Origin of the sequence: Streptomyces sp. NPDC048514, assembly GCF_043199955.1 — a bacterium.
Lineage (GTDB): Bacteria > Actinomycetota > Actinomycetes > Streptomycetales > Streptomycetaceae > Streptomyces.
Genome location: NZ_JBICWT010000002.1, coordinates 504,597 through 516,225 on the forward strand (window position 1 = coordinate 504,597; position 11,629 = coordinate 516,225).

The window sequence follows — 11,629 nt, forward strand, 5'->3', positions numbered from 1 at the left end:
CGGCCCGGCGGCCCGCCGCGTGCCGCCCTGATCCCCGATTGTCGGCGCCACCTGCCACAATTGCCGCGCAACCTCAGTGGAGAAGGCGGTACGGGATCGTGACGACACCCGGGTCCATCGAAGCAGGATCCATCGAAGGCAGGATCGCCGAGGAACTCGGCGTACGGGAGCGGCAGGTGAAGGCCGCGGTCGAACTGCTCGACGGCGGTTCGACGGTGCCCTTCATCGCCCGCTACCGCAAGGAAGCGACCGAGATGCTCGACGATGCGCAGCTGCGCACGCTCGAGGAGCGGCTGCGCTATCTGCGGGAGCTGGAGGAGCGGCGGTCCGCGATCCTGGAGTCGGTTCGTGAGCAGGGCAAGCTCACCGCGGAACTCGAGGCGCGGATCCGCGGCGCCGAGACGAAGGCGCGGCTGGAGGACGTCTACCTTCCCTACAAGCCCAAGCGGCGCACCAAGGCGCAGATCGCGCGCGAGGCCGGCCTGGAGCCGCTCGCGGAAGGCCTGCTGGCCGACCCCTCCGTCGAACCGTCGGCGGCCGCCGCCGCGTTCGTCGACGCGGACAAGGGAGTCGCCGACCCGCAGGCCGCGCTGGACGGGGCGCGGGCCATCCTGACCGAGCGTTTCTCGGAGGACGCCGACCTGATCGGCGAGGTGCGCGAGCGCATGTGGGTGCGCGGGCGGCTGGCCGCCAAGGTGCGCGAGGGCAAGGAGGAGGCGGGCGCCAAGTTCGCCGACTACTTCGACTTCGCCGAGCCCTTCACCGAGCTGCCCTCGCACCGGATCCTGGCGATGCTGCGCGGGGAGAAGGAGGAGGTCCTGGACCTCGTCCTGGAGCCGGAGGAGCCGTCCGACCCGCCGCAGGCGGCGTCCTCGTACGAGGCGATCATCGCCCACCGCTTCGGGATCGCCGACCGGGGCCGCCCCGGGGACAAATGGCTGACGGACACGGTCCGCTGGGCGTGGCGCACCCGCATCCTCGTCCATCTCGGCATCGACCTGCGGCTGCGGCTGCGGACGGCGGCCGAGGACGAGGCGGTGAACGTCTTCGCGGCGAACCTGCGCGACCTGCTGCTGGCCGCGCCGGCCGGCACGCGCGCCACGCTGGGCCTGGACCCCGGTTTCCGCACGGGGGTGAAGGTCGCGGTGGTGGACGGCACCGGCAAGGTCGTCGCCACGGACGTGATCCACCCCCACGTCCCGGCCAACAAGTGGGACGAGTCGATCGCCAAGCTGGCGCGGCTCGCCGAGCGGCACGCGGTCGACCTGGTCGCGATCGGCAACGGCACGGCGTCCCGCGAGACCGACAAGCTCGCCGGTGAGCTCATCGACAAGCACCCTGAGCTGAAGCTCACCAAGGTGATGGTGTCCGAGGCCGGCGCGTCCGTGTACTCGGCGTCGCAGTACGCCTCGCAGGAGCTGCCCGGCATGGACGTCTCGCTGCGCGGCGCGGTCTCCATCGCCCGGCGGTTGCAGGATCCGCTGGCCGAGCTGGTGAAGATCGACCCGAAGTCGATCGGTGTCGGCCAGTACCAGCACGATCTGTCCGAGGTGAAGCTGTCCCGTTCGCTGGACGCGGTCGTCGAGGACTGTGTGAACGGCGTCGGCGTGGACGTCAACACCGCGTCCGTGCCGCTGCTGTCGCGGGTGTCCGGCATCTCCGCGGGCCTCGCCGAGAACATCGTCGCGCACCGGGACACGAACGGGCCGTTCACCTCCCGCTCGGAGCTGAAGAAGGTCGCCCGGCTCGGCCCGAAGGCGTACGAGCAGTGCGCGGGCTTCCTGCGCATCCGCGGCGGCGCGGACCCGCTGGACGCCTCGAGCGTGCACCCGGAGGCCTATCCGGTGGTCCGCCGGATGGTGAAGACCACCGGCCAGGAGGTGGCCTCCCTGGTCGGCAACACCGGGGTGCTGCGCTCGCTGCGCCCCGCCGACTTCGTCGACGACACCTTCGGCCTGCCGACCGTCACCGACATCCTCAAGGAGCTGGAGAAGCCGGGCCGCGACCCGCGTCCCGCCTTCAAGACGGCCACCTTCAAGGAGGGTGTGGAGAAGATCTCCGACCTGTCCGCCGGGATGATCCTGGAGGGAGTGGTCACGAATGTGGCGGCGTTCGGCGCGTTCGTGGACATCGGCGTCCACCAGGACGGTCTGGTGCACGTCTCGGCGATGTCGAAGACGTTCGTCAAGGACCCGCGGGACGTCGCCAAGCCGGGTGACATCGTCAAGGTGAAGGTGCTCGACGTGGACATCCCGCGCAAGCGGATCGCGCTGACCCTGCGCCTGGACGACGAGGCGGCCCCGCAGGGGCAGGGCGGCGGCCGGCCGCAGCGCGGCGGTGCCCGGCCGCCCCAGCAGCGGCAGGCCGGCCAGGGCCGGCGTCAGGGCGGGCAGGCCCCTCGGCAGGGCGGCGAAGGAGGCCAGGGCGGCCAAGGCGGCCAGGGCGGCCAGGGCGGCCAGGGCGGCCAGGGCGGCCAGGCCCAGCGTCAGGCCGGTCAGGGTCAGCGGCAGGGCCGCGCCGGCGGCGACCGGGGCGGACGGCAGGCGCCGGCCCCGGCCAACAGTGCGATGGCCGACGCGCTGCGGCGGGCGGGCCTGCTGGACCCGAAGAAGCGCTGACGAGAGGGGCCGGAGCAACCGCCTCCGGCCCCCTCGCCGTTTCGACGCCGGGGCCGGAGCAGCCACCTCCGGCCCCCTCGCCGTTTCGACGCCGGGGCCGGAGCAACCACCCCCGGCCCCCTCGCCGTTTCGACGCCGGGGCCGGGGCAGCCACCCCCGGCCCCTCGCCATCTCGCCGCTCCCCCGTCTACCGGCTTGCCCGGCGGCTCCGGCCGCCGGGCCGCGCCGCCGTCGGGGCTACCGGAGCGGGATGTCGAGGCCGTGTTCGTCCGCGGGGCGCGGGCCGTGGATGCGCCGGTCGGCTTCGGTGATCTCGACGTCGTCGATACTCGCCTCGCGGCGTGTCATCAGACCGTGCTCGTCGAACTCCCACAGCTCGTTGCCGTAACTGCGCCACCACCGGCCGTCCGCGTCGTGGCACTCGTACTGGAATCGGACGGCGATCCGGTCGTCGTGGAACGACCACAGGCTCTTGCGCAGCGCGTAGTCCAGTTCGCGCTCCCACTTCCGCGTCAGGAACGCGACGATCTCCTCGCGTCCGCGGAGGAAGGTGTCGCGGTTCCGCCAGACCGAGTCCGGCGTGTAGGCCAGGGCCACCCGCTCGGGGTCACGGGTGTTCCACGCGTCCTCGGCGGCCTGGACCTTCTGCACTGCTGTCTCCCGCGTGAACGGCGGGAAGGGCGGGCGATCTTCGGGCACGGCGGCCTCCTCACATCGAGAACGTGCGTTCTCTACTGCCGTCGACTAGCTTAGGGAACGGTCGTTCTCAACTCAAGGAGCCCGGATGCCAGCCCCGATCACCGAGGAGCGGAACCGCCTGGACCGCGAGGCGCTGCTCGACGCGGCGGAGCGGCTCTTCTACGAACGAGGCGTCCAGGCGGTCGGAATGGACGAGGTGCGCACGGCGTCCGGTCTGCCGCTGAAGCGGATCTACCGATTCTTCGCGGCGAAGGAGGACCTGGTCGTGGCGGTGCTCCGGCGCCGCGACCGGCGCTGGAGAGGAGAGCTGGCCGCGTACGTGGACCGGGTCCCGGATCCTCGGGGGCGGGTGCTCGCGGTCTTCGACTGGCTCGGCGAGTGGTTCGCGCGGCCCGGCTTCCGGGGCTGCGCGTGGATCAACGCCTACGGCGAGCTCGGTTCCTCGTCGGAGGCGGTCCTGGCCGAGGTCCGGTCGCACAAGCGGGCGTTCCACGGCCAGATAGCCGCATGGGTCCACGCGGCCGGGACGCCGGCGGCCGAACCGGTGTGCCTGCTCGCCGAAGGAGCCATCGTGACCGCGGCCGTCAGCGGCGATCCGGCCCCGGCCCGCCATGCCCGTGCAGCCGCAGCGACGCTGCTCGCGAACCCCTGATCCCGTGGGCTGGGTGGGCCGGCGGCGCGCCGGTCCACCCCACCTAGCGCTCGGTCACCTTGCCGTCGGCCACCTCCAGGCGCCGGGTCACCCGGACCGCGTCCAGCATGCGCCGGTCGTGGGTGACCAGGAGCAGCGTGCCCTCGTAGGCGTCGAGGGCCGATTCCAGCTGCTCGATGGCCGGCAGGTCGAGGTGGTTCGTCGGCTCGTCCAGGACGAGGAGGTTCACGCCCCGGCCCTGGAGCAGCGCGAGCGCCGCACGGGTGCGCTCGCCCGGCGAGAGGGTCGCGGCCGGACGCAGCACGTGGTCCGATTTCAGGCCGAACTTGGCGAGCAGGGTGCGGATCTCGACGGGTTCGGTGTCGGGGACGGCCGCGCGGAACGCGTCGAACAGGGTCTCGGGGCCGTGGAAGAACCCCCGGGCCTGGTCGACCTCGCCGACCAGGACGCCCGAGCCGAGCGCCGCGTGGCCGGAGTCGAGCGGAATGCGGCCCAGCAGCGCACCGAGCAACGTCGACTTGCCTGCGCCGTTGGCCCCGGTGACCGCGACCCGGTCCGCCCAGTCGATCTGCAGCGACACCGGGCCGAAGGTGAAGTCGCCGCGGCGGATCTCGGCCTCCCGCAGGGTCGCGACCACGGCGCCCGAGCGCGGGGCGGCCGCGATCTCCATGCGCAGCTCCCACTCCTTGCGGGGTTCCTCGACCACCTCCAGGCGCTCGATCATGCGCTGCGTCTGCCGGGCCTTGGCGGCCTGCTTCTCGCTGGCCTCGCTGCGGAACTTGCGGCCGATCTTGTCGTTGTCGTTGCCGGCCTTGCGCCGGGCGTTCTTCACGCCCTTGTCCATCCAGGTCCGCTGCATCTGGGCGCGGTCCTGCAGGGCGGACTTCTTGTCGGCGTACTCGTCGTAGTCGTCACGGGCGTGCCGGCGGGCCACCTCGCGTTCCTCGAGATAGGCCTCGTAGCCGCCGCCGTACAGATTGATCTGTCCCTGGGCGCGGTCCAGTTCGAGGACCTTGGTGACGGTGCGGGTGAGGAACTCGCGGTCGTGGCTGACGACGACCGTGCCCGCGCGCAGGCCGGTGACGAACCGTTCCAGGCGTTCCAGGCCGTCCAGGTCGAGGTCGTTGGTCGGCTCGTCGAGCAGGAAGACGTCGTACCGGGAGAGCAGGAGGGAGGCGAGGCCGGCGCGGGCCGCCTGGCCGCCGGACAGGGAGGTCATGGGCTGGTCGAGGTCCACGGCGAGGCCGAGCGAGTCGGCGACCTCCTCCGCGCGCTCCTCCAGGTCGGCGCCACCGAGTCCGAGCCAGCGTTCCAGCGCGACCGCATAGGCGTCGTCGGCTCCGGGCGCCCCGTCGACCAGCGCCTGCGTGGTCTCGTCCAGCACGCGCTGCGCCTCGGCGACTGCGGTGCGGCGGGCCAGGAACGCCCGGACGCTCTCCGCCGGCCGGCGCTCGGGCTCCTGCGGCAGGTGCCCGACGGTCGCGGCCGGCGGGGACAGCCGCAGCTCGCCCTGCTCGGGTGCGGTCAGCCCGGCGAGCAGGCGCAGCAAGGTGGATTTGCCCGCGCCGTTGGCACCGACCAGTCCGATCACGTCACCGGGGGCGACGACGAGGTCGAGACCCGAGAAGAGGGAGCGGTCGCCGTGCCCGGCGGCGAGGTTCTTGGCGACGAGGGTGGCAGTCATCAGAACGCGATCCTAGTCCGCCGGGGATCCGTGCATCCCACGCGCGGTCGGACGCGGCAGCGGACGCGGCACGGAACGCGCCGTGGGACGCGCCCGGCCCGGACCGGCCGGGATCCGGCCGACTGTTCGCCGGGCCGGACAGGCCATGCCGGTTTCGGCCGGACAGGCCATGCCGGTTTCGGCCGGACGGGCCATGTCGGTTTCGGCCGGACAGGACCTATCGTCCTCGCGTGGACAGCGAGCCGAGTGACGAAGTGATCGTGGTCGGGGCCGGGATCGCCGGGCGTGCTGGCCGAGTCCGGGCGGCGGGTCCGGGTGTGGGCGCGGGAGCCCACCGGGCGTACGACCTCGGCGGTCGCGGGTGGCCTGTGGTGGCCGTATCGCATCGAACCGGAGCCGCTGGCCGGTGCCTGGGCGCTGGAATCGCTCGCGGTGTACGGGGAACTGGCCGCGCGCCCGCGCGAGACGGGCGTCCGCCTGCTCGACGGCGTGCACCGGGGGGCCCGGCCGGACGAGCTGGGCGAGTGGGCGGGCCGGGTTGCGGGGCTGCGCGGGGTGGACGGCGGACTGGCCGCCCGGCTGCCCGTGATCGACATGCCGGTGCACCTGGCGTGGCTTCGCGAGCGGCTGGCGAAGGCGGGCGGGACGGTGCAGGAGCGGGAAGTGACCGACCTGACCGCGGTGCCCGCCCCGGTGGTGGTCAACTGCACCGGTCTCGGGGCCCGTTCGCTGGTGCCGGACCCCGCTGTGCGTCCGGTGCGCGGGCAACTGGTCGTCGTGGCGAACCCGGGCGTCAGCACCTGGTTCACCTCCGTCGACCACTCCTCGGCGGCCTCCACGTACTTCATCCCGCAGCCGGGCGGACTCCTCCTCGGCGGGACGGCGGACGAGGACGACTGGTCCCTGGAGCCGGACCCGGACACCGCCGCTGCGATCGTCGCCCGCTGCGCGGCGGTCCGGCCGGAGATCGCCGGTGCGCGGGTGCTCGCCCACCGGGTGGGACTGCGGCCGGCCCGCGACGCGGTACGGCTGGAGCGGGAGACCCTGCCGGACGGACGGGCGCTCGTGCACAACTACGGCCACGGCGGGGCCGGGATCACGGTGGCGTGGGGCTGCGCCCGGGAGGCGGCCGGACTGGTGGCTCCGGCCGCCTGATCCGTCCCCGTCCCCCGGACTCCCGAGGTGCTGTTGCAGGTCCGGTGTGGTGCCGATGCGTGCCGGCGGGGCCCGGGCGGGGCGGCCCGCCCGGCGTCAGCACACATCGCCCCCGCCCGGGTCGGCGTCAGCACACATCGCCCCCGCCCGGGCCGGCGCCGGCTCGCACCGGCCGGCTCGGCTCGTGTCAGCCCGCCGGGACGTGGCCCGGAGCGTGGTGGGTGCGCAGGCCGTCGAGGACCGCCGGGGCGGGAAGCCCGGAGGTGCTGCCGGAGGTGGCTCGGGCGAATGCCGCCGCGCCGCCGACCAGGGGGAGCCGCGCGCCCGTACCGGACAGGGCCAGCCGGAGCGTCGGCCGGGTGGACGGCGGATCGATGAGGTCCTTGTCCGTGCCGGCGACGATCAGGGCCAGTCGGTGTCCCTTGGGCACGACGTGGTCGGTGGCCGCGAGGTCGAGGGTCATCGTGTACGCCCTGCCGGGGATGAGCGGGACGCCCTTGCCGAGGGAGGCGTGGTGGCCGAGGTCGGCCCAGCCACGACTGAACACCGTGTGCTCGACGGCGGCCGTCCTGGCCTCGGTCTCCTTGAAACAGGCGCTGTCGCCCGCCGTGCTCTCGCCCCAGCAGGTGCGGTCGGTGAGCGTGGTGATGCCCTCGCCGCCGTCGGCGTAGTCGCGGATGGTGGCGGGGCCCAGGTCCACCAGGACGGCGGTCAGGTGCGCCGAGGCCGTGCTCGGGGTGGCGGTGACGGTCACTCTGGAGGAACCGGACAGGCGCAGGTCGCGGGTGAGGGGTGCCGTAAGGAAACCGGCCTTCTCGGGTGTGGACGTGGTGAGGTGGGCCGCCCAGTCGGTCTCGCCGAGCTTCGGGTCGTCGGTGAGGATCTCGGTGCCGGCGGCCGGCCGCAGGCCGAGCGTGCCGACACCGGCCCGGGTGCCGGGGGCGGGGTGCAGGGTGGTGGCGCGAGTGCCCGGCGGGGGCCAGGTCCGGGAGGTCACCCATTGGCCGGGGTGGCGTTCCACGTCGGCCGTCGGCTCGCGGTCGATGCCGTTGTCGTAGCCGAGCAGTTCGTGGTCGAACCAGCGGTGCAGGGTGTCGACCCAGGCGCCGCGCCGGTAGTCGAAGGGGTCGACGTGCCCGGTCTGGGACAGCCAGATCTTCCGCTCGACGCCGTGCCGGGCGAGGGCGTCCCACCACTGGCCGAAGTTCTTCGTACGGACGTTGAGGTCCTGCATGCCGTGCACGACGAACACGCTGGCGCGCACCTCGGCCGCGTCCTTGACGTAGTCCCGTTCGGTCCACAGCGGGGTCCAGTCGCCGCTGCGTGGGCTGCCGTCGGCGAGTCTCTTGTGCACGGCCGCGCAGCGGGCCCGCGCGTCGTCGCTCTCGACGTAGCCGGCCAGTTCGTCGGGGCCGCCGTCGTAGAGCGGGGCGCCCTGCGCGAAGTAGTAGTCGTACCAGGAGGAGATGGCGCTGATCGGGACGATGGTCCTCAGGCCTCTGACCCCGGTGGCGGCGACGCCGTTGGCGATCGTGCCGTCCCAGCTCTTGCCGATCATGCCGGTCCGGCCGTTGGTCCAGCCGGCCGTGACCGGTGTGCCGCCGGTGCGGCCGGTGTACGCCCTGGCCCGGCCGTTCAGCCAGTCGACGACGGCCTTCGCTGAGCGGATCTCCGAGCGCCCGCCGACGTCGACACAGCCGTCCGAGCGGCTGGTGCCCGTGAGGTCGACACCGACGAAGGCGTAGCCGCGGGGCACGAAGTAGTTGTCGTAGAACAGCGGCATCTGCACGACATGGCCGCTCGCGTCGTACGTCTTCAGCTGGCTCTCGTTGCCGCGCCCGCAGCAGGAGTAGTACGGGCTGGCGTCCATGATGACCGGCACCTTGCGGCCCTGCCGGGCCGGTTCGGCGGGCCGGACGATGTCGGCGGCGACCCGGTCGGTCCTCCCGTCGCCGTCGCCGTCGAGGCCCGTGTCCACCCACACGGACTCACGGACGGCGCCGGCGTAGGAGTAGACGGGCCGGCTCTCGCGCGGGGAGGCGGCGTGGGCGGCGGCCGGGGTGAGGAGGGCCGCCGTCAGGACGGCGACGGCCGCTGTCGCGAGCGTCCTCCAGGTCGTGAAGCGCGTGCGTGTCGGCATGCGCGGACGGTACTCCGGTCAACTCCCGGGCAAAAGAGGGCAGCTGGGTGACGCGAGCGCTCGTGACGGCTGAATGGCGATCGTGTGACAGGAGCGGTCATGGACAGGCCAGGGGCCACCGGGTCTGAATAGGCTCCGAACAGACTTCCTGTCCCGACGACTTGGAGCTGACGTGCACCGCAGAATCATCGCGCCGGGGGCACTGGCGGCGGCCTCCCTCCTGCTGGCGATCCCGGCATCGGCCGCGAGCTGGTCCCCCGGCGCACCGGGGATCGGCGACCCCTACTACCCGTACTACGGCAACGGCGGCTACGACGTGTCGCACTACGACCTGAGGCTGCAGTACCAGCCGAAGACGGACGAGTTGCAGGGCACGGCGACCATCCTGGCGAAGACCACCGAGGACCTGTCCAGTTTCGACCTGGACTTCCTGCTGGACGTCGGCGAGGTGCGGGTCAACGGCGCCAAGGCGGCGTTCACCACCTCCGGCCAGCACGAACTGGTCGTCACCCCGAAGCAGCCGATCGCCGCCGGCACGCCGATCACGGTGGTGGTCCGCTACAGCGGGGTGCCGTCGACGAAGAGCGCCTACGGCTTCACCACCTGGCACCGCACGCCGGACGGCGCCGTCGCGGCCGACGAACCCGAGGCCGCCTGGTGGTGGTACCCGAGCAACGACCACCCGAGCGACAAGGCCACCTACGACGTGTCGGTGGCCGTCCCGGACGGCACCCAGGCCATCTCCAACGGCACTCTGCAGTCCACCAGCTCGAAGCTCGGCTGGACCCGCTACAACTGGCGGCAGGACAAACCGCAGGCGACCTATCTGACCACGCTCGCCCTCGGCCGGTTCGACATCACCACCGGCACCTCCGACGGTGGTGTGCCCGTCGTCAACGCCTACAGCAGGGACCTCGGCGGGAACGACGGTGCCGCGCGGGCGAGCGTAGAGCGCACCGGTGAGCTGGTCGACTGGCTGAGCGGCTACTTCGGGCCGTATCCGTTCGCCTCGGCCGGCGGTTACGTGCCGAACACCACCACCGGCTACGCGCTGGAGACCCAGACCCGGGTCTACTACAGCCCGAAGCAGTTCGCGAGCGGCTCCAACACCTCGGTGGTCGTGCACGAGCTGGCCCACCAGTGGTACGGCGACGACGTGTCGCTGAAGCGCTGGAAGGACATCTGGATCAACGAGGGCTTCGCTCGCTACGCGCAGTGGCTGTGGTCCGAGCACGAGGGCGAGGGAACCGCCCAGGAACTCGCCGACTACGTGTACGCCTCACACCCGGCCGAGGACGCGTTCTGGAAGGTCGCACCCGGCGATCCCGGCGCGGACGGCCAGTTCGACGCCGCGGTCTACGACCGGGGCGCGGCCGCCATCCAGGCCCTGCGCAACGAGATCGGTGACCGCGCCTTCTTCGCGATCCTGAAGGGCTGGCCGGAGAAGCACGCGTACGGCAACGCCTCGGTGGCCGACTTCCAGCGGTACGCCGAACAGGTGTCCGGCAAGAGGCTGTCCGGGCTGTTCGACACCTGGCTCTTCCAGCCGTCGAAGCCGGCCGCGGCCGCCGCCCGGTCCCTGGTGAAGTCGGCCGAGGTGGTCGCGCAGCCGAAGTCGTGGAAGAGGATCGAGGCCACGAACGACGTCCACGGCCACTGAGGTCCCTCGGCGGCCAGGGCCACCGACGCCGTTATGGCCACCGGCGTCCGCGGCGCCCGCCTCAGGGGCTCGGCTCGGCCGCTCGCCCCAGCAGCTCGTCCCGGCCCACCGCCTGAGTGCGGGAGGCCGGGACGGTGCACGCGTGGGCGCCCGCGACCGCGCCGTAGCGGGCGCACACCTCGGGCGGCTCGCCGCTGAGCCGGCCGTAGAGGAACGCGGCGGCGAAGGCGTCGCCCGCGCCGTTGGAGTCGACCACCGGCGCGGGCGGGGGCGCCGCCGGTATCCGGGTCAGCTCGCCGCCGGCGAGCAGGTACGCCCCGTGTGCACCGGCCGTGGCGACGACGGTGCCGGCGCGGCCGCGCTCGGCGATGCGCCGCATGGTCCGCTCGGGGTCGGTCAGGGCGGCGGCCGACAGGAAGACGACGTCGGCCGCGTACGCGAACGGCTCGTGGTACGGGTTCTCGCCGTCCCAGTCGTGCAGGTCGGTGGAGAGCGGCACGCCCGTCCGGCGCAGAACCGGGAGGGCCTCGGCGCACGGCTGGGTGATGGTCACGTGCACATGTCCGACGGCGGCGGCCAGGGCGCGCACGGTGGACTCGGGGAAGCGGTCGCCGGCGCGGGCGCGGCTGGTGTCGTACAGGGACAGGCGGCGGCCGTCCGGGCCGACCAGGTTCACCGCCCGCCTGGTCCCGGCGGGCTGCGGGAGCGCGGTGAGGGCGATGCCGTGCTCGCGGTGAAGGGCGCGGACGAGATCCCCCTCGGGGTCGTCACCGAGCAGGTCGAGGTGGTGGACGTCCAGGCCGAGGGCGGCAAGGCCGAGAGCGACGAAATCGCCGGTCTGGCCGGCCCTGGTGCGGATCCCGGAGTCGATCATGTAGCTGTCGGCGTACGGCAGGGGCAGCTCGGGGACCTGGATGATCGTGTCCACGCCCGCTCCGCCCAGCACCAGGACATCGGCCCGCCGGGTCATCGGCCGCCCTCCGCCGTGACCACGCGCGGACACGGAACGGTGGCGTCAGCC

The 11,629-nt window shown here is 73.0% G+C and carries 7 protein-coding genes and 1 pseudogene; 4 read left to right on the top strand and 4 right to left on the bottom strand.

Going from position 1 to position 11,629, the window contains the following annotated elements; translation table 11 throughout:
- Positions 1-98 precede the first annotated feature (98 nt).
- Positions 99-2,618 carry a Tex family protein gene (locus ACGFT2_RS05120; protein ID WP_393273584.1) on the top strand — a complete coding sequence of 840 codons (2,520 nt, stop codon included), beginning with the start codon at positions 99-101 and terminating at the stop codon, positions 2,616-2,618.
- A 237-nt stretch (positions 2,619-2,855) separates the two neighbouring features.
- On the opposite strand, the gene ACGFT2_RS05125 is transcribed toward ACGFT2_RS05120, so the two are convergent.
- The gene (locus ACGFT2_RS05125; RefSeq protein ID WP_393273586.1) at positions 2,856-3,317 is read right to left on the bottom strand and encodes a nuclear transport factor 2 family protein; all 462 of its coding nucleotides are present in this window, start codon (positions 3,315-3,317) and stop codon (positions 2,856-2,858) included.
- Between the two features lie 85 nt (positions 3,318-3,402).
- On the opposite strand from ACGFT2_RS05125, the gene ACGFT2_RS05130 reads away from it, so the two are divergent.
- Complete coding sequence (locus ACGFT2_RS05130; protein ID WP_393273588.1) at positions 3,403-3,969, top strand: TetR/AcrR family transcriptional regulator; 567 nt, start codon at positions 3,403-3,405, stop codon at positions 3,967-3,969.
- A 43-nt stretch (positions 3,970-4,012) separates the two neighbouring features.
- Here ACGFT2_RS05130 and ACGFT2_RS05135 read toward each other — a convergent pair whose 3' ends face one another.
- Complete coding sequence (locus tag ACGFT2_RS05135; RefSeq protein ID WP_393273590.1) at positions 4,013-5,653, bottom strand: ABC-F family ATP-binding cassette domain-containing protein; 1,641 nt, start codon at positions 5,651-5,653, stop codon at positions 4,013-4,015.
- A gap of 254 nt (positions 5,654-5,907) precedes the next feature.
- Between ACGFT2_RS05135 and ACGFT2_RS05140 the strand changes: the two are divergent.
- Positions 5,908-6,808: pseudogene (locus ACGFT2_RS05140) on the top strand (FAD-dependent oxidoreductase).
- 187 nt (positions 6,809-6,995) lie between these two features.
- Here the strand turns inward: ACGFT2_RS05140 and ACGFT2_RS05145 are convergent.
- The gene (locus tag ACGFT2_RS05145) at positions 6,996-8,948 is read right to left on the bottom strand and encodes a Xaa-Pro dipeptidyl-peptidase (RefSeq protein ID WP_393273592.1); all 1,953 of its coding nucleotides are present in this window, start codon (positions 8,946-8,948) and stop codon (positions 6,996-6,998) included.
- Positions 8,949-9,120: 172 nt separating this feature from the next.
- Here ACGFT2_RS05145 and ACGFT2_RS05150 point away from each other — a divergent pair, with 172 nt between their 5' ends.
- Positions 9,121-10,608, top strand: a complete 1,488-nt coding sequence (locus ACGFT2_RS05150) for a M1 family metallopeptidase (protein WP_393273594.1) — start codon at positions 9,121-9,123, stop codon at positions 10,606-10,608.
- Positions 10,609-10,669: 61 nt separating this feature from the next.
- Here ACGFT2_RS05150 and ACGFT2_RS05155 read toward each other — a convergent pair whose 3' ends face one another.
- Complete coding sequence (locus ACGFT2_RS05155; RefSeq protein WP_393273596.1) at positions 10,670-11,578, bottom strand: PfkB family carbohydrate kinase; 909 nt, start codon at positions 11,576-11,578, stop codon at positions 10,670-10,672.
- Positions 11,579-11,629 lie beyond the last annotated feature (51 nt).

Bases quoted from the DNA above. Each gene is read 5' to 3' on its own strand.
- ACGFT2_RS05130 (WP_393273588.1), top strand. From the start codon at position 3,403: ATGCCAGCCCCGATCACCGAGGAGCGGAACCGCCTGGACCGCGAGGCG.
- ACGFT2_RS05135 (WP_393273590.1), bottom strand. From the start codon at position 5,653: ATGACTGCCACCCTCGTCGCCAAGAACCTCGCCGCCGGGCACGGCGAC.
- ACGFT2_RS05145 (WP_393273592.1), bottom strand. From the start codon at position 8,948: ATGCCGACACGCACGCGCTTCACGACCTGGAGGACGCTCGCGACAGCG.
- ACGFT2_RS05155 (WP_393273596.1), bottom strand. From the start codon at position 11,578: ATGACCCGGCGGGCCGATGTCCTGGTGCTGGGCGGAGCGGGCGTGGAC.